The sequence below is a fragment of the Oricola indica genome (assembly GCF_965227485.1).
Lineage (GTDB): Bacteria > Pseudomonadota > Alphaproteobacteria > Rhizobiales > Rhizobiaceae > Oricola > Oricola indica.
Window position 1 is genome coordinate 4,809,547 of sequence record NZ_OZ245747.1, and the last position, 19,982, is coordinate 4,829,528.

General features: G+C 64.9%; 22 protein-coding genes. 10 read left to right on the forward strand and 12 right to left on the reverse strand.

The features are described 5' to 3' along the window. Nucleotides 1–83 precede the first annotated feature (83 nt). The 7 genes from ACQK2M_RS23800 to ACQK2M_RS23830 all read left to right on the forward strand — a co-directional run bounded on the left by ACQK2M_RS23800 (nt 84) and on the right by ACQK2M_RS23830 (nt 7,140). Nucleotides 84–1,625 carry a DHA2 family efflux MFS transporter permease subunit gene (locus tag ACQK2M_RS23800; protein WP_425419861.1) on the forward strand — a complete coding sequence of 514 codons (1,542 nt, stop codon included), beginning with the start codon at nt 84–86 and terminating at the stop codon, nt 1,623–1,625. An 82-nt stretch (nt 1,626–1,707) separates the two neighbouring features. Beyond that, complete coding sequence (locus ACQK2M_RS23805) at nt 1,708–2,310, forward strand: chloramphenicol phosphotransferase CPT family protein (RefSeq protein ID WP_425419862.1); 603 nt, start codon at nt 1,708–1,710, stop codon at nt 2,308–2,310. A 114-nt stretch (nt 2,311–2,424) separates the two neighbouring features. Next, nucleotides 2,425–3,687, forward strand: a complete 1,263-nt coding sequence (locus ACQK2M_RS23810; protein WP_425419863.1) for an efflux RND transporter periplasmic adaptor subunit — start codon at nt 2,425–2,427, stop codon at nt 3,685–3,687. Continuing rightward, on the forward strand, nt 3,684–4,427 hold the full coding sequence (locus ACQK2M_RS23815) for an ABC transporter ATP-binding protein (RefSeq protein WP_425419864.1): 744 nt from the start codon (nt 3,684–3,686) through the stop codon (nt 4,425–4,427). The genes ACQK2M_RS23810 and ACQK2M_RS23815 overlap by 4 nt, the downstream gene beginning before the upstream one ends. After that, nucleotides 4,417–5,625 (forward strand): ABC transporter permease, encoded by a 1,209-nt coding sequence (locus ACQK2M_RS23820; protein ID WP_425419865.1) that lies wholly within the window; start codon nt 4,417–4,419, stop codon nt 5,623–5,625. Before ACQK2M_RS23815 ends, ACQK2M_RS23820 begins: the two co-directional genes overlap by 11 nt. Nucleotides 5,626–5,708: 83 nt before the next feature. Continuing rightward, nucleotides 5,709–5,873 carry an entericidin gene (locus ACQK2M_RS23825; protein ID WP_223479072.1) on the forward strand — a complete coding sequence of 55 codons (165 nt, stop codon included), beginning with the start codon at nt 5,709–5,711 and terminating at the stop codon, nt 5,871–5,873. 40 nt (nt 5,874–5,913) lie between these two features. Further along, nucleotides 5,914–7,140, forward strand: a complete 1,227-nt coding sequence (locus ACQK2M_RS23830) for a HupE/UreJ family protein (protein WP_425419866.1) — start codon at nt 5,914–5,916, stop codon at nt 7,138–7,140. A gap of 115 nt (nt 7,141–7,255) precedes the next feature. Here the strand turns inward: ACQK2M_RS23830 and ACQK2M_RS23835 are convergent, their stop codons facing one another. From ACQK2M_RS23835 to ACQK2M_RS23850, 4 genes are all read right to left on the reverse strand, one after another. Next, nucleotides 7,256–7,507 carry a hypothetical protein gene (locus tag ACQK2M_RS23835; protein WP_425419867.1) on the reverse strand — a complete coding sequence of 84 codons (252 nt, stop codon included), beginning with the start codon at nt 7,505–7,507 and terminating at the stop codon, nt 7,256–7,258. A gap of 32 nt (nt 7,508–7,539) precedes the next feature. After that, nucleotides 7,540–7,794, reverse strand: a complete 255-nt coding sequence (locus tag ACQK2M_RS23840; RefSeq protein WP_223479075.1) for a hypothetical protein — start codon at nt 7,792–7,794, stop codon at nt 7,540–7,542. A gap of 99 nt (nt 7,795–7,893) precedes the next feature. Beyond that, the gene (locus ACQK2M_RS23845; protein ID WP_223479076.1) at nt 7,894–8,100 is read right to left on the reverse strand and encodes a cold-shock protein; all 207 of its coding nucleotides are present in this window, start codon (nt 8,098–8,100) and stop codon (nt 7,894–7,896) included. 260 nt (nt 8,101–8,360) lie between these two features. Further along, nucleotides 8,361–9,671: a SulP family inorganic anion transporter gene (locus ACQK2M_RS23850; protein WP_223479077.1), complete on the reverse strand. Its 1,311-nt coding sequence runs from the start codon at nt 9,669–9,671 to the stop codon at nt 8,361–8,363. 198 nt (nt 9,672–9,869) lie between these two features. Here ACQK2M_RS23850 and ACQK2M_RS23855 point away from each other — a divergent pair, with 198 nt between their 5' ends. Then, nucleotides 9,870–12,896 carry an alpha-mannosidase gene (locus ACQK2M_RS23855; protein ID WP_425419868.1) on the forward strand — a complete coding sequence of 1,009 codons (3,027 nt, stop codon included), beginning with the start codon at nt 9,870–9,872 and terminating at the stop codon, nt 12,894–12,896. A gap of 87 nt (nt 12,897–12,983) precedes the next feature. Here the strand turns inward: ACQK2M_RS23855 and ACQK2M_RS23860 are convergent, their stop codons facing one another. From ACQK2M_RS23860 to ACQK2M_RS23870, 3 genes are all read right to left on the reverse strand, one after another. After that, complete coding sequence (locus tag ACQK2M_RS23860) at nt 12,984–13,148, reverse strand: Flp family type IVb pilin (RefSeq protein ID WP_223479079.1); 165 nt, start codon at nt 13,146–13,148, stop codon at nt 12,984–12,986. A 161-nt stretch (nt 13,149–13,309) separates the two neighbouring features. Beyond that, nucleotides 13,310–14,218 (reverse strand): CHAD domain-containing protein, encoded by a 909-nt coding sequence (locus ACQK2M_RS23865; RefSeq protein ID WP_425419869.1) that lies wholly within the window; start codon nt 14,216–14,218, stop codon nt 13,310–13,312. Nucleotides 14,219–14,228: 10 nt separating this feature from the next. Further along, a complete protein-coding gene (locus ACQK2M_RS23870) occupies nt 14,229–14,705 on the reverse strand; it encodes a CYTH domain-containing protein (protein ID WP_425419870.1) in 477 nt (158 codons plus the stop codon). 119 nt (nt 14,706–14,824) lie between these two features. On the opposite strand from ACQK2M_RS23870, the gene mbfA reads away from it, so the two are divergent. Then, nucleotides 14,825–15,808 (forward strand): iron exporter MbfA, encoded by a 984-nt coding sequence (mbfA, locus tag ACQK2M_RS23875; RefSeq protein ID WP_223479082.1) that lies wholly within the window; start codon nt 14,825–14,827, stop codon nt 15,806–15,808. A 200-nt stretch (nt 15,809–16,008) separates the two neighbouring features. Continuing rightward, nucleotides 16,009–16,248, forward strand: a complete 240-nt coding sequence (locus tag ACQK2M_RS23880) for a hypothetical protein (RefSeq protein ID WP_425419871.1) — start codon at nt 16,009–16,011, stop codon at nt 16,246–16,248. A 6-nt stretch (nt 16,249–16,254) separates the two neighbouring features. On the opposite strand, the gene ACQK2M_RS23885 is transcribed toward ACQK2M_RS23880, so the two are convergent. The 5 genes from ACQK2M_RS23885 to pyrF form a co-directional block, all read right to left on the reverse strand. After that, on the reverse strand, nt 16,255–16,824 hold the full coding sequence (locus ACQK2M_RS23885) for a transglutaminase-like cysteine peptidase (protein WP_223479083.1): 570 nt from the start codon (nt 16,822–16,824) through the stop codon (nt 16,255–16,257). A gap of 189 nt (nt 16,825–17,013) precedes the next feature. Beyond that, nucleotides 17,014–18,279, reverse strand: a complete 1,266-nt coding sequence (locus tag ACQK2M_RS23890) for a polyhydroxyalkanoate depolymerase (protein ID WP_223479161.1) — start codon at nt 18,277–18,279, stop codon at nt 17,014–17,016. A gap of 145 nt (nt 18,280–18,424) precedes the next feature. Next, complete coding sequence (locus tag ACQK2M_RS23895; RefSeq protein ID WP_425420124.1) at nt 18,425–19,045, reverse strand: GNAT family N-acetyltransferase; 621 nt, start codon at nt 19,043–19,045, stop codon at nt 18,425–18,427. After that, nucleotides 18,952–19,245: a DUF1330 domain-containing protein gene (locus ACQK2M_RS23900; RefSeq protein WP_425419872.1), complete on the reverse strand. Its 294-nt coding sequence runs from the start codon at nt 19,243–19,245 to the stop codon at nt 18,952–18,954. Before ACQK2M_RS23900 ends, ACQK2M_RS23895 begins: the two co-directional genes overlap by 94 nt. Nucleotides 19,246–19,265: 20 nt before the next feature. Next, nucleotides 19,266–19,967 (reverse strand): orotidine-5'-phosphate decarboxylase, encoded by a 702-nt coding sequence (gene pyrF, locus ACQK2M_RS23905; protein ID WP_425419873.1) that lies wholly within the window; start codon nt 19,965–19,967, stop codon nt 19,266–19,268. Nucleotides 19,968–19,982 lie beyond the last annotated feature (15 nt).

Sequence of the window (19,982 nt, forward strand, 5' to 3'; positions counted from 1 at the left end):
CGGTCAACTCTCCGGTCCGTCCGTTCAGCGCCCACTGACCTCCCCCCAAGGAAGCGGGCGGGCCGGAGACCCATGGATAAACAATGACACAGGCCGCCACACCGAAGCCGGAAGACATACCGCATCGCGGGCTGATCACGATCGCCATCATGCTGGCGACGATCATGCAGGTGCTCGACACGACGATCGCCAATGTGGCGCTGCCGTCGATGACCGGCGATCTCGGCGCGTCGCGCGACACGATCACCTGGGTCCTGACCTCCTATATCGTCGCGGCCGCGATCATGACGCCGGTCACCGGCTGGCTGTCGGACCGGCTGGGCTCGCGCGAGCTGTTCCTGATCACCATCGTCGGCTTCACCGTGACGTCGATGGCCTGCGGGCTGTCATGGAACCTGGAGTCGATGGTCACATTCCGGGTGATGCAGGGCCTGTTCGGCGCGGCCATCGTGCCGATGTCGCAGACCTTTCTTCTCAACATCAACCTGCGCGAGCGCCACGGACAGGCCATGGCGATGTGGGGCGCGGGCATCATGGTCGGCCCGATCATCGGCCCGACACTGGGCGGATGGCTGACCGAGACGCTGAACTGGCGCTGGGTGTTCTTCATCAACCTGCCGGTCGGCATTCTCGCCTTTCTGGGCTCCGCCGCCTATTTGCCGAAAGTGCCAAGCCGGCCGCGCGGATTCGACTTCTTCGGCTTCGCCATGCTGTCGCTCGGCGTCGGCGCGCTGCAACTGATGCTCGACCGCGGCGGAGAGGTCGACTGGTTCTCCTCGCCCGAGATCTGGATTGAACTCGGCCTCGCGCTGACCGGCTTCTGGGTGTTCACCATCCACCTCCTGACCAACACGGACACGTTCATCGATCCGACGATCTTCCGCGACCGGAATTTCGTCACCGGACTGGTCTTCATCTTCGTCGTCGGGGTGATCCTGCTGGCTAGCCTCGCCCTGCTGCCGCCGATGCTCGCCAATCTGTTCGACCACTCGACCATCCTGACCGGGCTCGTCATGGCGCCGCGCGGCGTGGGCACGATGATCTCGATGCTGGTCGTCGGCCGGCTGGTGCGCGTCGTCGATGCGCGGGCGCTGGTCGTGACCGGCCTTCTCCTGACCAGCTGGTCGCTGCACATGATGACCGGCTTCACGCCGCAGATGAATGACGACTTGATCATCTGGTCGGGGGTGATCCAGGGGCTGGGCCTCGGCCTCGTCTTCGTACCGCTGTCGACCGTGGCCTTCGCGACGCTTGCGCCGCATCACCGCACCGACGCGGCGAGCCTGTTCTCGCTGGTGCGCAATATCGGATCGTCGATCGGCATCTCGATCGTCACCGTCGCGCTGTCGCACAATCTGCAGGTCAACCACGCCGAACTCTCGACGGCGATCTCGCCCTACAATCCGGCACTCGACGCGCTGTCGCCAGCGGCGCGGGCCGGCGATCCGACGATGCTCACGATCCTCGACGGGCTGGTGAACCAGCAGGCGCTGATGATCTCCTATGTCGACGATTTCTACCTGATGATGATCGTCACGCTGGCCGCCATCCCGCTGGCGCTGCTGCTGCGCAAGCCGAAAACGGCCCCCGCCGCCGGAGCGCCCGCCGCCGCGCATGCCGAGTGAGGCCTAACGCGTTCTCCCGTCACGAAACCGTGCTATGGCGCGCGCGGTCATGAACGCAGGCAGGTCAAGGAGGCCACGCGACGTGAACGGCGATGACAGCAAGCCCGGCAGGATCATCTTTCTGCATGGCGCATCGAGCAGCGGCAAATCGACGCTCGCGCGTGCATTGCAGGCAGCGATCGACGAGCCATTCCTTCATCTATCGATCGATCATCTTCGCGATTCGGGCGTATTGCCGCTCGCCCGATTCAAGAACAAGGATTTCGACTGGCGCGACGCGCGCGCGCCGTTCTTTGCCGGATTCCATCGCGCGCTCGCGGCTTTTGCCGGGGCAGGCAACAATCTGATCGTGGAGCATATCATCGACACGCCGGGCTGGCTGGACGACCTGGCATCGCTGTTCGCGCCATTCGATGTCTTCTTTATCGGGCTGCATTGCGACCGCGATGAACTGATTGCCAGAGAACTGGCGCGCGGCGACCGACCGGTCGGAAGCGCGGCGAAAGACCACGACACGATCCATCTGGGCCTTCACTACGATCTGGACCTGCACAGCAAGGATGGTGTCGAGGCCAATGTGCGGAGGCTTCTCGCATCCTGGCATGCCCGCTCACCACAGTCCGCTCTTCGCAAACTGGCCGAAGCGCGCGGAAAGAAGGACGATAGCCGGATGACAAATCCTTAACTTGAAAACCCGGCGCGAATGGCGACGTAAGGGTTGACCCGCATCAATGTGAAACGGTCGAACGCGATCCAGCTTCACGACACGCCGCAGCATCGCCGAGGAAGAAGAAGCACCATGCCCGACAAGACCAGTATCGAAGCCATTGCGCGCAAGAAGGGTGGCGGCGGATTTTCACGCGCATGGATGTGGGTGGCGGCGGCCGTCGTCGTCGCGGGCGGCGCCTGGTACTGGTTCGGCCAGGACAACGAGACGCGCGACGTGCGCTACATGACGCAGCCGGCGACGATCAACGACATCATCGTCACCGTGACGGCGACCGGCACGGTCGAGCCGATCAACACGGTGGAAATCTCCAGCGAGCTGTCGGGCACGGTTCGCGCCGTCAACGCCGACTACAATGACGAGGTCAAGACCGGCGACGTCCTGGCGACGCTCGACACGGACAAGCTGGAAGCCAATGTGGAACATGCGACGGCGAGCGTGACCGCGGCCAAGGCCAATCTCGTCGAGGCCCAGGTGACGCTGGAAGAAAAGAAAAACGCCTATGACCGGGCGGTCCAGCTTTCCGAACAGGGCATTTCCTCGCAGGAAACCCTGCTGGCGAACAAGGCAGGCTATGAACGCGCCGTGGCGACGCTCGATACCGCGAAGGCCAATGTGAAAGTGGCCGAGGCCGACCTGAGACTCGCCAGGACAGACCTCGACAAGGCCTGCATCTGCTCGCCGATCGACGGCATCGTGCTCGACCGGGCGGTGGAGGTCGGCCAGATCGTCGCCGCCTCGCTGTCGGCTCCTGTGCTGTTCACGCTGGCCGAGGACCTGACGCATATGAACCTGACCGTCGACATCGACGAGGCCGATATCGGCCAGGTCGGCGTCGGCAATTCCGCGACATTCACGGTCGAGGCCTATCAGGGACAGGATTTCGAAGCCGAGATCACCCAGTTGCGTTTCGCGCCGGAAACGGTCGATGGCGTCGTCACCTACAAGGGCATTCTCGACGTCACCAACGAGAACCTGCTGCTGCGGCCGGGCATGACGGCCACCGCTGAAATCACCGTCGCCGAACTCAACAATGTGCTGACGGTACCGAACGCGGCGCTGCGCTTCGCGCCGCCCGTGCAGAGGGACGACGCCAGCGGCGGAAGTTCGGGCCTCCTGGGCATGCTGATGCCGCGCCGTCCGGGTGGCGGCAGCAGCGCGGGCGGCGGGGCTCCCGACGCCGACGGGATGCGCTCGATCTGGGTGCTGCGCGACGGCGCACCGGTTGAAGCGAAGGTACGCACCGGCGCCAGCGACGGCTCGCACACGCAGATCGTCGAGGGCGGGCTGTCCGAGGGCGATCCGGTCATCACTTCGATGGATAGCGGGCAATGAGCGAGGACGACCAGGCTCCGGTCATCGCGCTTCGCGACGTGAGCCGCGTCTATGGCGAGGGCGAGGCGGCGGTGCGCGCGCTGCGCGGCGTCGATCTCACGATCGGGCGCGGCGAGTTCGTCGCCATCATGGGGCCAAGCGGCTCCGGCAAGTCCACGGCGATGAACATCATCGGCGCGCTGGATACGCCGACCGGCGGCTCCTATCGCTTCCTCGGCGCGGATGTCGGCGGGTTCGACCGCAACCAGCGTGCGCTGCTCAGGCGCGACTATCTGGGCTTCGTCTTCCAGGGCTTCAACCTGCTGGCGCGCACGCCTGCGGTGGAGAATGTCGAACTGCCGCTGATCTACAAGGGTGTCGGACGCGCGGAACGCCGCGAACGGGCGATCAACACGCTCAAGCGGGTCGGTCTCGGGCACCGGCTCGACAAGGAGCCGTCGCAGCTTTCGGGCGGCGAACAGCAGCGCGTGGCCATCGCCCGCGCCATCGCGTCGGAACCCGAAGTGCTTCTGGCCGACGAGCCGACCGGCAACCTCGACACGGCGCGCTCGGTGGAGATCATGAAGCTGATCTCGCGCCTCAACGACGAGGAAGGGCTGACCGTCATCATGGTCACGCATGAGCCGGACATGGCCGAATACGCAAAGCGCATCGTCCAGTTCAAGGACGGGCTGATCGAGGCCGACGCGCCGAACGACGCCATCCGCAAGCCGGACATGGAGCAGGCCGATGTTCGCTGAAACCGTACGGCAGGCGCTGCAGGCCATCCTGCGCAACGCGATGCGCTCCTTCCTGACGATCCTGGGCGTCATCATCGGCGTCGCCGCCGTCATCACCATGGTGACGATCGGGCGGGGTTCGTCCGACAAGATCGAGGCCGATGTCTCGAAGCTGGGCACCAATCTGCTGATCATCCGCCGCGGCGCCGGCATGGGACCGCCATCGGCGGGGCGCTCCGCGCCGAGCTTCACGCTCAAGGATGTCGAGGCGATCAAGGCACAGATACCGGGCGTTCTCGCCGCCGCGCCCTCGAACACCTCCTCGGTCACGCTGATCTATGGCAACGAGAACCACCAGACGACCGTGACCGGAACCGACAACGATTTCCTGATCGCGCGCGACTGGGACATCGCTCTCGGGCGCGAATTCTTCTCCAGCGAGGTTTCCGGCGGCAAGACCGTCTGCATCCTCGGCGCGACGGCGCGCAGGAAGCTGTTCGGCGGCGGCGACCCGGTCGACCAGACGCTGCGGACTGAGAAATTCTCCTGCAAGGTGATCGGCGTCCTCGAGGCGAAAGGCGCGTCGAGCTTCGGCCAGGACCAGGACGACACCGTGCTGATGCCGATCAAGGCCTTCATGCGGCGCATCGCAGGCGACCAGGACGTCTCCTCGATCTATGTCGCGGCGCGGCCCGGCGCCTCGACCGACAAGGTGAAATCGGACATCGACGCGCTGCTGCGCGAGCGAAGGCGCATCGAGCCGGGCGAGGAAGACAATTTCTCGGTGATGGACACGAAGGAAATCGCGTCCATGCTGACCAGCGTGACCGGTGTGATGACGGGTCTGCTTTCGGCGGTCGCCGGCGTGAGTCTGCTGGTGGGCGGCATCGGCATCATGAACATCATGCTGGTCTCGGTGACGGAGCGCACGCGCGAAATCGGCATCAGGCTGGCCATCGGGGCGACGGAACGCCAGGTGCTGACACAGTTTCTCGTGGAGGCGATCGTGTTGTCTCTCATCGGCGGACTGATCGGCATCGGGCTCGGGCTGGTCCTCGGCTATGTCGGTTCGAACTATATGAGGATCCCGTTCTCGCCGGACTGGACGATCACCCTCATCGCCTTTGTCTTCTCGGCCTTTATCGGGATCGTGTTCGGCTTTTTCCCCGCGCGACGGGCGGCGCGGCTCGACCCGATCGAGGCACTGCGGCACGAATAGTCGGCGTTTCGGCCCGCTTGACGAAACGCGGCCGCGGGTGGACCATCTCCCCGCGCCGTCACACACAAAGAAAAGGATTCGCGATGACCAGAATCATGAAATCCGCTCTCATTGCCGCCGCGCTCATGTCGATCAGCGGCTGCGCCAACACGATCCAGGGGTTCGGCGCCGATTCCGCGAACGCCGTATCAGCCACCCAGAAGGCGACACAGGCGGTCGGGGCAGCGGCGATCAACGCGGTGCAGTAGCCTCACCTGGCCAGTCGCGCCGAACGCCGGGAGGCAGGCAATGCGCGTCATCATTCAGGCCTTGTTCCTGCTGATGTGGTTTGCCGGCGCGGCAGAGGCGCATTTTTCCGAAGGCGTGAAAGTGCGGTCCATCGTCGTGACGCGTGACGGCGACGGCGTGACCGTCTTCGTGCGGACGCCGGCGCCGCTTCTGTTCGGCGACCTGCTCGACGTGGCGCAACGGACCGGCGCGTCACCCGATACCGGCTTCATCTACAGCCAAGAACGGGCAACGGGGCCGGTCTTCCATCTGTCGCGCGACGCGATCGACGCCGACCCGGAAGGCTTTGCGGCACGGCTCGAAAACGCGCTTGCCTGGTCACAGAACGGACAACCGCTAAGGGCAAAGCTGGCCGGGTTCGTGTTGCACGATTTCCTTCAGGAGACGGCGTTCGACAGCGCACAAACCGCCCGCGCCGCGATGGACGCCGGCGGCGCGACAACCGACCCGCTGTTCGGCGAAGCGGTGATCGACATGCAGTTGCGGCTCGACGCGCCCGTTCCGGACGGCGCGCTGCAGGTGGTCTCGGCCCATCCGCCGATGCCGCTGGTGGAAGGGGTCTCGGTCGACAACCATATCGTCGACGCGCGGGGCGCAGAGGCATTCGCCTATACGCGCCCCGGACAACTGGAGGCGCCGGCGACGATCGACGGATCGGTGGCGCGCACAGTCGCGGAATTCGCCAAGCAGGGCGTGCTGCATATCGTCGAGGGGATCGACCACGTGTTCCTGGTGGTCTGCCTGGCGCTCGGCATCGGCGCGCGGACGCGGCTGGTGTGGATCGTCACCGCCTTCACGCTTGGCCATTCGGCGACGCTGATCACGACCTTTCTCGGCGCGACGCCGCAATGGCCGTGGTTCATTCCCGCCGTGGAGACGGCAATCGCGGCGACCGTGCTGTATGCGGCGGCGGCGGCCTATTTCAGGCGGATGGATTCCGTCGCCGTGATCGCCGGCGTCGGACTGCTGCACGGCCTCGGCTTTTCCTTCGTGCTCGGGGATATCCTCGGCCGCGACGCGCCTGACCTTGTTCCGGCGCTCGCCGCCTTCAATGTCGGCATCGAGATCGGGCAATTGGCGATCATCGCGGTCACGCTCGCCACGGTGGCGATCCTGACGCGGCTGTCGCGCACAGCGACGCCCGTTTTACGCGATGCGGCGCTGGCCGGCATCGCCGCGATGTCGGCGTGGTGGGTGATCGAGAGAGGCGCGGGGCTGATCGCCTAGAGCATTTCAGGGTGCAAAAGGACCAAAATGCGCTGGCTCTCGCCTTCGGCTCGAACGCGCATTTCGATGCTGATACGTCAATCCAAACCTGAATTGCCCTGGCGGCGCCGAAGGATCAGGACTTTGCCTTCTTCGCGCGCTTTCGCGCCGGTGCGGGCTTGGCGGCCGCCTCGACTTCTTCCTGGGCCTCGGCGTCCAGGCGAAGCTGGCGCAACCGGTCGGTCTTCTTGCGACGGGCCTTTTCTTCGGCCTCGGTGATCGAACGGGCGACGTTATCGGTGTTCGCCTGCCGGCTCTCCATTCGCGTCGGCTTGAACAGGGTATGCTTGGTGAGATTGCTCAGTTTCTTCGCTCCTTGCCGCGCCATGATCCGCAGGTCCGGTTGAAAAACCTTCGCCGTCAGGACGGGCGTCCGGCATTCGGGATATTGCTGTTTCCGGCGATCCTGTCCTTCGTATCGCGGACGGACATGATGTCATCTTCCGTGGCGATGCGCTCGTGGCGCTCGTCGGCGCTGCGGATACGATATTGCAGGACGCTGTCGCGAGGCGGGAGAAGCGCCACGACCTCGAACTGGTCCGGCACGTTTCGGCCCATTCCGGTCACGCTGCGAAAGCAGACGATATCGCCGATGGCAAAACGGTGAACGGACATGGATGATCCCGGGCTGAAGAAGCGGGGAGAGATCCCCGCTTCGAAGTCACTCGATGCGAAAACCGGGCCGAACCGAGACGGTCGACCGGTTCGCGTGGATCAGCGTGCGACTAGGTTCGTGGCCGACGAACGGCCATCGCGGCCGGCTTCGATCTCGAAGTCGACCTTCTGACCTTCGGCGAGGCCGCTGAGACCGGCGCGTTCGATCGCGCTAACATGGACGAAGACGTCCTTGCTGCCGTCTTCCGGTTCGATAAAGCCGAAGCCCTTCTGGCCATTGTAGAATTTCACGGTACCTGTAGGCATGTAGTAAGTCCTTGAACGTAAGATGCCGCGCCGCAACAGTCGCGGACGCGATCAATATCGAAATCGGGAAAAAGATTGGCGGGTCGAGAGCCTCTGACGCCGCGAAAAGCCAAGCCTGGCCAAATAACGATACGTTTAGATGGGCCTAAATTGCGGAGAATTCAAGTCCAACCGGAAAATGACCGTCTTCCGGCTCGCGGCGCGCACCTTCGGACGGGCCTTTTGGTGGGCCTGCCGCCCGGAAAACGAGGCCGACCGGATCAGCGGTCGGGCGCGTGCCATTCCGGCGGATCGATGTCACGCCGGCGGATGCGCAGCGCGAGACCGATGGCGACGCCGACGCCGATCGCGACGGTGAGATCGACCAGAACGGTGAGCAGCATGGTCAGGATCAGCAGCGCCCGGTCCGAGATGCGGATCGATGGCGACAGGCGGGTTCGCAGTTCCTTCACCTCGGCCATGTTCCAGGCCGTCAGCAGCAGGATGGCGGCGAGCGCCGGCATTGGCAGGTAGTTGGCGAGCGGGGCGGCGACCAGCATGAAGATGAGGATGAACAGCGCGTGCGCGATGCCGGCGACGGGTGTGCGGCCCCCGGCACGTACATTGGTCGCGGTGCGGGCGATGGCGCCGGTGGCCGGAAGGCCTGCGAAAAGCGCGGAGGCGGTGTTGGCGATACCCTGGGCGACGACCTCGGCATTGGGCCGGTGCCGGCCGGCCACCATGCGGTCGGCGACGATGGCCGAAAGCAGCGACTCGATGCCGGCGAGAAAGGCGATGATGACCGCCGATGGGAGCAGTTCCATCAGCCGGTCGGGCGAGAGGTCCGGCAGGCCCGGCATGGGCAAGGATGACTGGATCGCGCCGTAACGCGAGCCGATGGTCTCGACCGGCAGGCCAAGCAGCCAGACGGCAAGCGAGGCGATAATCACCGCGAAAACGATGCCCGGAAGCTTCGGCCATGCCTTGCGCAGGATCACGATCAGGATGCCGGTTCCCACCGTGACCGCCAGGGCGGTCAGGCTGAACGTGTCACGCACCGCCCACATGCCTTCCAGCTTGGCGACGAATTCGGCGGGCAGATTGGCCGCGTTCAGGCCGAAGGCGTCGCGCAGCTGGCTGGCCGCGATGATGACCGCAATGCCAACGGTAAAGCCGTTGATGACCGGTTCGGGCACATGGCGGATCAGGTTGCCGATCCTGAGCCAGCCGGACACGATCAGGATCAGCCCGGCCATGAAGGTGGCGGTGACGAGACCGTCATAGCCATGCGTGGCGATGACGTCGTAGACGACGACGATGAAGGCGCCGGTCGGCCCGCCGATCTGCACGCGGCTGCCGCCAAGCGCCGAGATCAGGAAGCCGGCGACCACAGCCGTGACGAGGCCCGCGCCCGGCTCCGCGCCGGACGCGATGGCAATGGCGATCGACAGCGGAAGCGCGACGAGCGCGACCGTCAGCCCCGCGAAAATATCGGACATGAAGGCATCGCGGCCGTAATCCCTGAGCGTCGTCAGGATCTTCGGCTGGAAAAGCGGCGCGTGCGTGTGTCTGGCTGCCGGATCGGTGTGCATGGCGAATTATGTCAATGTGGATGACCTTTCATGCGCCCTGCCACCGGCCGCCGTCAAGGGCGCGGGATGAGACCAGGCGACGCAAGCACGGCGTGATAAATCCGAACGGGCTCTTTACCATCGGCGCGTTTCGCGCTTTGCATGGGCGCCCGCGCCGCGCCATCCTTCGCGCAGGCAGACGACAACCGGACACGACACATGCCCCTCACCGCCGCCCAACGCCACAAACGCCTGCTGGAAAGGCTGTCCGAACTCGCGTGGTGGCGCGAGCGCGAGAGCCTCCAGATCGGCGAATGGAGCGTCGACGGCGAAGCGATTTCCATCGGCGACGCATGGCCGAAGACGGACGGCATCTTGCGGTTCGCGGCGCGTGCGCAGGCGCCGGAGCACTGGCCACTGGACGAGACGCGGCTGATCCTCAATCTCGGCGGCGAGAGCCTGGTGACCCTGCATTACGGCGATGGCGAGCGCGCTTCCTTCGGGCTCGATCCCTACCATCGCGAATTCCCGCTGCGCGACCGGCGTTTCGGGATCGGCGCGAAAGCGGTCGCGCGGCTGCCCTTCGGACAACCCGTGCGCAAGCCCGTGCTGGAGGCGGCGCGGGTGGCCTGGATCGACCGCCCGGTTCACCGGCTTCACCTGCTGTTGCGCCAGATCGCGGAAGCGACCGACGCGCTGGGCGACCACGAGGTCGTGCCGCATCTCTTCGACGCGGCGGAGACAGCGCTGCGGTCGCTCGACTGGCCGTCGGACACGGCGAACTACATCGCGCGGGTGGCGCCCTCGCCCGCGCAACAGAGCGTGTGGCAACTGCCGGACGCGAAACCGGCTCCCGACGGGCTTTCCGACGACCAGCGGTCGAGCGTGATCGACGCCCATGACGCCCTGACATCGACGCTCGCCCGGCTGAAGGAGCGGTTTCCGCCGCAGGGGCGGATCGCGCTGACGGGCCACGCCCATATCGATCTCGCCTGGCTGTGGCCGTGGGACGAAACACGGCGCAAGACGCGGCGCACCTTCCACACGATGCTGTCGCTGATCGAATCGTCGCCCGATTTCATCTTCAACCAGTCGACCGCCGCCTATTACGCCCAGCTCGACGAGGACGATCCGAAGCTTCTGGAGGCGATCAGGAAGCAGGTCGCGGCGGGCCGCTGGGAGACGGTCGGCGGGATGTGGGTGGAGCCGGACACCAACATGCCGACGGGCGAGAGCCTCGCGCGGCAGATCCTCTACGGCCAGCGTTATTTCGAAAGGCAGTTCGGCGTGCGACACAAGGTGTGCTGGCTGCCCGACTGTTTCGGCTTTTCCGGCGCATTGCCGCAAATCCTCCGGCTCGGCGGGATCGAGCATTTCTTCACGATCAAGGTAAACTGGTCGGAGACCAACACATTCCCGCACGATCTGTTCTGGTGGGAAGGCATCGACGGATCGAAGGTGCTGGCGCACACATTCGACAATCCGATGGCCGGCTATAACGGCTTCGTGCAGCCGGATTGTTTCGTGCCGACCTGGAAGAACTTTCGCGGCAAGACGGCGCACGGGGAAACGCTGCTGGCGGTCGGTTACGGCGATGGCGGCGGCGGGGTGACGCCGGAAATGGTCGAGCGCGAGGTGCAGTTGCGAAACTTCCCGGCGCTGCCGCAGGCCCGGTGGGGCCGGGTCGAATCCTTCTTCGAGCGGGCGAAGGCGGGCGAACCGGAGAGCGGCTACCCGGCATGGGCAGGCGAAATCTATCTCGAACTGCATCGCGCGACGCTGACGTCGCAGAGCAATGTGAAGCGGCTTCATCGCCACGCCGAGCGCGCGCTGATCACGGCGGAGACGCTGTCCGGCCTCGCCGCCCTGCTCGGCGGACCGCAGCCGGTCAATCTCGAACTGGCGTGGCGGCTGGTGCTGAAGAACGAGTTCCACGACATCCTGCCGGGATCGGGGATCGCCGAAACCGCCCGCGACGCGGAGCAGGAACTGGGCAGCGTCGTGAAACTCGCCGGCACGGCGCAGCGCGCGGCCATGTCGGCCCTTGAACGCTGCCTGCCGAGAGGCGAGATCGAAAACGCGCTGATCGTCGCCAATCCGTCGGCGAGCGCCCGCCCGCTCGACGTCACGCTGCCGGACGGGCGAACCGTCGCGACGGCGGAGAGCGTGCCAGCGCTCGGCGTTACCGTGTGCGATCTGGACGCGGCGACGCCGGCGGGCGGCCTGACCGTGACCGCGAACCGGCTCGAAAACGCACATCTGAAGGCGGTCATCGGCGCGGATGGCACGATCACCAGCCTAGTGCACCGGAAGATCGGCCGCGAGGCGCTGGAGGGGCGGGGCAACCAGCTATGGATCTATCCCGCCGACAAGCCGCGCGACTGGGACGCCTGGGACATCGACGAGGACTATGCGAAGAGCGGCGAGGAACTGACCGATGTCCGCTCGATCGACATCGCGGAAGCCACGGCGCATCGCGGCGCGATCCGGGTGGTCAAGACCTGGCGCAACTCGACGATTACGCAGACCTATGTCCTGAAGGCGAACAGCCACCGCCTCGACATCGAAACCAGGATCGACTGGCACGACCGGCGCGCGCTACTGCGCACGCTGACCCCAGTCGCGGCGCGGGCGCGCGAGGCGACCTTCGAATGCGCCTTCGGCGTCGTCAAGCGGGCGACGCATGTGAACACGAGCTGGGAGGCGGCGCAGTTCGAGGTGCCCGGCCACCGGTTCTGCGACCTGTCGGAGCCGGGTTTCGGGGTGGCGCTGCTGAACAACGCGAAATACGGCCATAGCGCCAAGGGCAATGTTCTGGGCCTGAGCCTCGTGCGCGGGCCGGTCTGGCCCGACCCTACGGCCGACGAGGGCGAACAGAGCTTCACCTATGCGCTTTATCCGCATCAAGGAGACTGGCACGAGGGCGGCGTGCGCGAGGAAGCCGAATGGCTGAACCAGCCGCTGGTCACCAATCTTTCGACCGGCCTTGCGCCCTATTCCGCCTCGCCGATTGCGCTGAAGGGAATTCCGGCCGCGCTGTCGGCGCTCAAGCCGGCGGAGAATGGCGACGGGCTCATCCTCCGGCTGTATGAACCGGCCGGGCGCCGTGGCGATCTCGACCTGGAATTGCCGACAGGATGGTCAGTGAGCGGCACCGTCAACCTGCTGGAAGAGCGCATGGCGCGCGAGCGGCCGCATGCGCTGATGCCGTTCGAAATCCGGAGCTGGCGGCTGACGCGGCGCTGAAGCCGCGGGAACCATTCTCCGAAAACGCGAAAGCGGGCGGACCGTGGCCCACCCGCTTTCGCAAGTCTTCCGCTCGGGAGGAAACGATCAGAGGCCGGAGCCGACCGACGTCCCGATCGAGTTGAACTTCGTGTTCAGGCTCGAACCGACCGATGTCGCACCCGCAACGAGCGCGACGGAGATCAGTCCCGCGATCAGGCCGTATTCGACCGCGGTCGCGCCTGATTCATTCTTCAAAAACCGCCAAAACATGCCGCGCTCCTATGTTCCGTTTTCACAGCAATCCGCAGACGCACTTCCGGCGCCTTCATTTCCACCATAGGGTGCAGCTCTTATATACGGCTTAAAGAACACGGTTGCCGAAGCGTTAAAATGGGCCGCGGCATTCGACGCTGTGCGAACGGGGCGTTTGGTCAGCCCGACGCGTCGCGGTAGAGCGCGGCGATCCGGCTGCGCAGGACCTTGGCGTCGTCCTTCAGCAAGCGTTTGAGAATCTTCCGGATTTCCTTGTGCAACCTGAGCGTGCGCGCATGCATGTGAGCGCGCAGGACGGCGATCTCCGTGGCGCTGCCGACCTCGCCCGGTTCGGCCGCGATCAGTTCCGCAAGGACCGCGAGGTCGTGATCGTCGCCCAGTAAATCGCCCGCCAGATCGGCGATCTCAGCGCGCGCGGCCATGACGCCCGGCCAAGCCGGCTTCAGCAACTGCATGTGCATCCAATGGTACTTGATGCGCTTTCGCAGGTCATGCCAGTCCTCCGGGTCCTCGCTCTCGCGCGCTCTTGCGAGCGCCTTGACCGCGCGGCCGTAGTTTTTCGCGGCACCGGCCGCCAGCACGTCGATGGCCTTGTCGTTGCCCTTGGGCAGGCGAAGCTCGGCAAGCGCGGCGCTGCCCTGCTCGCAGGCGAGAATGGCGGCGGTGATCCTGTCGCCGAGATCGGTCTGGCCGGCCGCGATACGGTCGCGCCGCGCGGCAAGGCGGTCGCGAACCGAAATCAGGACCGCCCGGTCTTCGCCGGCCTCGCGGTCGGCGGCCATGCGATCGACAACCTCGACCAGCGAGGTCGCGTCGCGCACCGCCGACAGGGTCGAGGCGGTATCGCGAATCCGCGCATTCTCACGCGCATAGAAGTCCGGCGCGGCTTCGCGGATCAGCCGGAACAGGCCCCGCAGCCGCTTGAAACGCTTGCGCGCGTCGTGGATCGCCTGGTGACGCCCGTCCGGCTCGCTGCGCAGGATGCCAATCGCCTTGCGATATTGCAGCCCCGCAATGCGCACGACTTCATCGGTTAGCGGTTCGCCCGGTCGAATACGATAATTCATGCGAGGACGCTCATACCGGCGCTTCCTCGGGCAGGCCGTTGACCGCGAGCCGGGCATTCGACCATGCGCCGTCGCCGGTCACCTCGCGGCCGAGCCATGCCGGCAAGGCGGGCGCATCGTCCTCGGACTGCATTTCGACCTCGGCGATGACCAGACCGGCCAGCGCACCGGCATATTCGTCGACCTCCCAGACAAACCCCTCATGGCGGACATGGTAGCGGGTCTTCTCGACCAGCCGGCCGCGACTGGCGGAAACCATCTGGCGCGCGTCCTCGACCGGAATCTCGTATTCGAATTCCTCGCGCACCATGTGCGACAGGCCGAATTTCACGGTGAGGCGCGCCTTCCTGCCATCGGAAATCCGCACCCGGACCGAGGTGTTGGTGTCGAGCGCGACATAGGCCTGGACGATGTGGCGCGACGTCTCCACTTCGGAGCGCCATGCATCGCTCCCGACGAGGAATTTGCGTTCGATTTCCCGGGCCATTCAGGCAGCTTCTCCGAAAGCGTTTCGCATTGCAACTTTTTCAGGGTGCGGCGTCACGACGCTTGACCTTCCGCATAGAATGGCTAAATTTAGAATAATTCTAAACTGGATTTTCCGACATGCTGCAACGCTTCCTCCTCGGTACCCGCCGCGACTTCAAAAGTCTGAGCGAACAGGAGATTCTCGCGCTCGCCATTTCCTCGGAAGAGGACGATGCGCGCATCTATCTGGCCTATGCCGACGGGCTGCGCGAGGAGTATCCGAATTCCGCCAAGATCTTCGAGGCGATGGCGGAGGAAGAGACCACCCATCGCGCGCGGCTGATCGACATGCACAAGAAGCGGTTCGGCGACCGCATTCCGCTGATCCGGCGTGAGCATGTGCGCGGCTATTACGAGCGCAAGCCGGACTGGCTGGTGCGTCCGCTGGGCATCGAGACCGTGCGCGCGCAGGCTGCCCAGATGGAGCAGCAGGCGCATCGCTTCTATCTGCGCGCGGCACAGCAATGCGAGGACGCCGACACGCGCAAGCTGCTTGGCGACCTGGCGCTGGCAGAAGCCGGCCACGAGGCGACGGCCGTGCAACTCGAAACGACGCATTTGCCGGAAGACGTGCGCGAGGCGGAAGACCAGTCCGAGAAGCGGCAGTTCATCCTGACCTATGTCCAGCCGGGGCTGGCCGGCCTGATGGACGGATCGGTTTCGACGCTGGCGCCGATCTTCGCCACGGCCTTCGCGACGCAGGATCCCTGGACGACCTTTCTCGTCGGCCTGGCCGCATCGGTCGGCGCGGGCATTTCGATGGGCTTCACCGAGGTCGCCTCGGACGATGGCGTGATCTCCGGGCGCGGATCGCCGCTCAAGCGCGGTCTTGCCACCGGCATCATGACGACCGTCGGCGGGCTCGGACACGCCCTGCCCTACCTGATCCCGCATTTCTGGACCGCGACGATCATCGCGATGATCGTCGTCGTGATCGAGTTGTGGGCGATTGCGTGGATCCAGAAACGCTGGATGGAAACGCCCTGGAGCCGCGCGATCTTCCAGGTCGTGCTCGGCGGCGCGCTGGTCTTCGCGGCGGGCATGGCGATCGGCAATGCGTAGCGCATTCGCAGCCGACTGAAAAAATGCCCGGAACGGCCGAAAAACGCCGTTCCGGGCGGGATTGTTCACCCAGAATTCATAGATGCGTTGTTACTGTGATCCCGGGAGGGACCGGAGGCGATTTGCCTCGGACCTGAGGATCGGACGATGCTTTTCATTTCGGTATGCGCGAAACGGCTGTCGGCATTGCGCAAATTCATATGGTCGGACTACCAGCCGGAGCGCCATTACATGCGCGGCCCCGGCCCTGCCTGCGCGAAGCGACAGCTGCAGGGCTGACCGGCGACGGGCCGGGCAAGCCCCATCTGGCGGACAGCCTGGGCGCAGCGGTGCTGAGCCGATTTCTCGATAAGGGCTGGATCAGGCGCCAGGCAGGAAGCCGGGCGCTGTTGTTCTCAAGCGAGGGATTGCGCCGTTTCGAGGACCTTGCGCGGCCCTGAAACCTGCTACTTGACCGAACCGACGACCGTCTGGTCGGGCATCTCGATGGATACCCAGTGGCCGGCGTGACGGGCGGACTGGCGCTTCAGATAGGTGTAGGGCGTGTCCTTCCACAGCATGACCTTGGTGGTCAGGTTGTCGAGAACGAAATCGCCGCGATTGGTGCGCACGGTGAGAACGGCATGGCCTTCGCCATCCGGCTTGCGCACGACGGTGATCAGCAGGTCGGAGGGCGACAGCCCCTCATTGATCAGCAATTGCCGCTTCAACAGGACGTAGTCCTCGCAATCTCCGGCCTGATCCGGGTAGGTCCAGACCTCTTCCTTGCCGTAGATGTCGATATCGCTCTTCGGCTCGATCACCATGTTGACGGTGGCATTGACGTTGAGGATCGCGTTCCAAGTCCGGCTGTCGAGGGCCAGCGGGCCCGTGTTGCCCTGGATGCGGTCGCATTCGTCGCGATAGATGCGGCAGAAATCATAATGGCCGATGGGCTGGGAGGTCAGACCGCCCGTCTTCATCGATCCGGACGCTTGCGCGTTTTCCGGAGCGGCCATGCCAATGGTTGCCATCATGGCAATTGCAGCGACGTATCTCAGCACCCCGACGCTCCCCTCAACGCTTACCCACAAGGTTAACGAAAGGTTAAACAGCAATGCCGGTTTTCACAACGGGGCGATTTGCATAGCTCACAACATGGTTACCAAACGAAAGGGCGCCGACGCCGGCGCCCTTCAAGTCATTGTTATCGCAGTATTATCTGGTCAGGCAGCGGATGTTTTCTTGCCGCTCTCGCTCGCGAAGCGCGAACGCGCGCGCATGAAGTCGAGCATGCGCGGCGCGATCTCCTTGCGGAAACGCGACCCGTTGAAGACGCCGTAATGGCCGACACGCGGCTGCTCGTAATGCATCTTCATCGCGTCGGGAATCGACGGGCACAGCGCATGCGCCGCCTTGGTCTGGCCGCGGCCCGTGATGTCGTCGTTCTCGCCCTCGATGGTCAGCAGCGCGACGCGGCGGATAGCCGACGGATCGACCGGATCGCCGCGATGGGTCATCGTGCCTTCCGGCAGGGCGTGCTTGATGAAGACGGTATCGACCGTTTCGAGATAGAATTCCGCCGTCAGGTCCATGACCGCGAGATACTCGTCGTAGAAGTCGCGGTGCTTCTCGGCCGAATCGCCATCATCGCGCACGAGATGCATGAAGAAGTCCTTCTGCGCGATCAGGTGACGGTCGAGATTCATGGTCATGAAGCCGGTCAGCTGCAGGAAGCCCGGATAGACATCGCGCATGAAGCCCGGATTGGGGAACGGCACCTTCATGACCGCGTTGCGCTCGAACCACTCGATGTCCTTCTCGCTGGCGAGATCATTGACCGCCGTCGGATTGCAGCGTGTGTCGATCGGCCCGCCCATCAGCGTCATGGAAAGCGGCACGTTCGGGTCGTTGCGTCCTTCCATCAGCGCGACGGCGGCGAGGACCGGGACGGAGGGCTGGCAGACGCCGACAATATGCGTCTCGGGGCCCAGCAGATGCAGCATCTCGATGACGTAGTCGATGTAGTCGTCGAGATCGAAACGGCCGTCGGAGAGCGGCACGGAGCGCGCATCGATCCAGTCGGTGATGTAGACGTCCGCTTCCGGCAGGAAACGCTCGACAGTGCCGCGCAGCAGCGTCGCGTAATGGCCGGACATCGGCGCGACCAGCAGCACCTTGGGGTCCTGCGGGCGCGGCTCGGCCAGATTGCGCCGGAAATGGATCAGATTGCAGAACGGCTTCGACCAGACGATTTTCTCGTCGACATCGACCGTCTTGCCGTCGATATCGGTCTGCGGCAGGTCGAAGGACGGCTTGCCGTAACGGCGCGTCGTGCGCTCAAAAACCTCACACCATGCGGCGGCCGTGCGGCCGGCCCTCGTCATGGATATCGGATTGAGCGGATTGCGATAGAACAGGCGCGTCGCGTCCACGGCGGCCCGCCAGGGCTGCATTAGCGCGTGATTCATTTCGTAGAGTTGGTAGAACATCGTCTTCCTGCCTTTTCCCGTCGCGGCCGGATCGAGGACGCGGGACGTAGCCTCCACCGCAGCGGAAGTTAACATGTAAATAGTGCGTTGCAACATCTTACACACCCTCTTCCCACGTAAGTCGCAGAAAAGATGCGGCGGTTATTCACAATTGCAGGACCATGAGGACCCGGTCCCCGGGCGAAACGCCGTCCGGGACCTCCTCCAGGAAGCGCGCGCGCAATGCCGCCGACACGGTGCCGGGATCGACGATCCGCCAACCGCGGCACGCATAAAAGGGCGCATTGAAGGGGATGTCGCGAAAAGTCGACAGGCCGATTCGGCCATAACCGGCCGCGCGGGCGTGGCCGGACACTGCGCCGAGAAGGGCCGTGCCCGCCCCCTGACGCATGTGGGCGGGGTCGACGCCCAGCTCCTTGAGCCACCAGATACCGTCGACTTCGCCCGAAACGGCATAGCCGATCGGCGCGTCACCGGCATCGACAGCGACATGAACGGTGTTCGCGCGCAGGAATTCCGCGAACTCGTCGATCGGCGGCGGTTCCGCGCCGACCTCGGGATATCCGTGATCGGCAAACAGCGTCGAGGCGCGGATTTCGACGCCATGCAGGGCCGGCAGATCATCCGGACGAAACGCCCTGACGGTGAAGCCCGGCGATTGTCTCAGGCCGGTCAGCCCTCGAAACCCTCGACGATGATCATTTCGCCGTCCGCGATTTCCTTCCGGATCGCGCGGGCCGCCGTGTAAGCGGGGGAATTGTAGCAGGCGAGCGCCTTTTCGTAGCTCTCGAACTCGACAACCACATTGCGGGAGCGTCCCTCGCCCTCGACGGCTTCGCATTTTCCGCCGCGCACGAGGAAATTCGCGCCATATTCCTTGTAGGCCGGGGCGGCGGCTGCAACATATTCCTTGTAACGCTCGGGATCATGCACGTTGACGCGTCCGATCCAGTAACCCTTGGCCATATTCCCTCCTATCCGGCGGCTCAGTCTGCCGCTTCCATTTCATCCAGTATCGCCAGTGCGGCGGCGGCCCGATCCGGCGCGGCGACGATCGGCCGGCCGACGACGAGGTGGCTTGCGCCAGCGGTGATCGCGTCACCGGGCGTGACGATGCGTTTCTGGTCGCCCGCCGCCGCGCCTGCCGGACGAATGCCGGGCGTGACGACCGCGAGATCCGGCCCGACCACCGCACGCACGGCGGCTGCCTCGGCGGCGGAGCAAACGATGCCGCCCATTCCGGCTTCGCGCGCCTGCCGCGCCCGCTTGTGGACCAGCGTGGCCGCGTCGTCCCCATATCCCGCCTCGGCGAGATCGGGATCGTCCATCGAGGTCAGGACGGTGACGCCGAGCAGGCACAGGCCGGAGCCCGACGCAGCCTCGACGGCGGCGCGCATGGCCTTCGGATAAGCGTGGATGGTGAGCATCGATACGCCGGTGCGGGCGATCGCCTCGACGCCCTTGGCGACCGTGTTGTCGATGTCGAGAAGCTTCATGTCGAGAAAGACGCGTTTTCCCGCGCGCACCAGCTCGTCGGCGAGCTGCAATCCGCCGCAAAAGGCCAGCTGGTAGCCGATTTTGTAGAAGGAGACCGCCTCGCCGAGATTTTCGACGATGCCCGCCGCCTCAAGCACGGTCGGCACGTCGAGCGCCACGATGAGCTGGTCACTTGCGGTGCGGTTGGTCATGCGAATCCCCCGGTT

Excerpts from the sequence above, each read along its gene's own strand:
- ACQK2M_RS23800 (WP_425419861.1), top strand. The coding sequence starts at position 84 with ATGACACAGGCCGCCACACCGAAGCCGGAAGACATACCGCATCGCGGG.
- ACQK2M_RS23810 (WP_425419863.1), top strand. The coding sequence starts at position 2,425 with ATGCCCGACAAGACCAGTATCGAAGCCATTGCGCGCAAGAAGGGTGGC.
- ACQK2M_RS23815 (WP_425419864.1), top strand. The coding sequence starts at position 3,684 with ATGAGCGAGGACGACCAGGCTCCGGTCATCGCGCTTCGCGACGTGAGC.
- ACQK2M_RS23820 (WP_425419865.1), top strand. The coding sequence starts at position 4,417 with ATGTTCGCTGAAACCGTACGGCAGGCGCTGCAGGCCATCCTGCGCAAC.
- ACQK2M_RS23825 (WP_223479072.1), top strand. The coding sequence starts at position 5,709 with ATGACCAGAATCATGAAATCCGCTCTCATTGCCGCCGCGCTCATGTCG.
- ACQK2M_RS23830 (WP_425419866.1), top strand. The coding sequence starts at position 5,914 with ATGCGCGTCATCATTCAGGCCTTGTTCCTGCTGATGTGGTTTGCCGGC.
- ACQK2M_RS23835 (WP_425419867.1), bottom strand. The coding sequence starts at position 7,507 with ATGGCGCGGCAAGGAGCGAAGAAACTGAGCAATCTCACCAAGCATACC.
- ACQK2M_RS23840 (WP_223479075.1), bottom strand. The coding sequence starts at position 7,794 with ATGTCCGTTCACCGTTTTGCCATCGGCGATATCGTCTGCTTTCGCAGC.
- ACQK2M_RS23845 (WP_223479076.1), bottom strand. The coding sequence starts at position 8,100 with ATGCCTACAGGTACCGTGAAATTCTACAATGGCCAGAAGGGCTTCGGC.
- ACQK2M_RS23850 (WP_223479077.1), bottom strand. The coding sequence starts at position 9,671 with ATGCACACCGATCCGGCAGCCAGACACACGCACGCGCCGCTTTTCCAG.
- ACQK2M_RS23855 (WP_425419868.1), top strand. The coding sequence starts at position 9,870 with ATGCCCCTCACCGCCGCCCAACGCCACAAACGCCTGCTGGAAAGGCTG.
- ACQK2M_RS23860 (WP_223479079.1), bottom strand. The coding sequence starts at position 13,148 with ATGTTTTGGCGGTTTTTGAAGAATGAATCAGGCGCGACCGCGGTCGAA.
- ACQK2M_RS23865 (WP_425419869.1), bottom strand. The coding sequence starts at position 14,218 with ATGAATTATCGTATTCGACCGGGCGAACCGCTAACCGATGAAGTCGTG.
- ACQK2M_RS23870 (WP_425419870.1), bottom strand. The coding sequence starts at position 14,705 with ATGGCCCGGGAAATCGAACGCAAATTCCTCGTCGGGAGCGATGCATGG.
- mbfA (WP_223479082.1), top strand. The coding sequence starts at position 14,825 with ATGCTGCAACGCTTCCTCCTCGGTACCCGCCGCGACTTCAAAAGTCTG.
- ACQK2M_RS23880 (WP_425419871.1), top strand. The coding sequence starts at position 16,009 with ATGGTCGGACTACCAGCCGGAGCGCCATTACATGCGCGGCCCCGGCCC.
- ACQK2M_RS23885 (WP_223479083.1), bottom strand. The coding sequence starts at position 16,824 with ATGATGGCAACCATTGGCATGGCCGCTCCGGAAAACGCGCAAGCGTCC.
- ACQK2M_RS23890 (WP_223479161.1), bottom strand. The coding sequence starts at position 18,279 with ATGTTCTACCAACTCTACGAAATGAATCACGCGCTAATGCAGCCCTGG.
- ACQK2M_RS23900 (WP_425419872.1), bottom strand. The coding sequence starts at position 19,245 with ATGGCCAAGGGTTACTGGATCGGACGCGTCAACGTGCATGATCCCGAG.
- pyrF (WP_425419873.1), bottom strand. The coding sequence starts at position 19,967 with ATGACCAACCGCACCGCAAGTGACCAGCTCATCGTGGCGCTCGACGTG.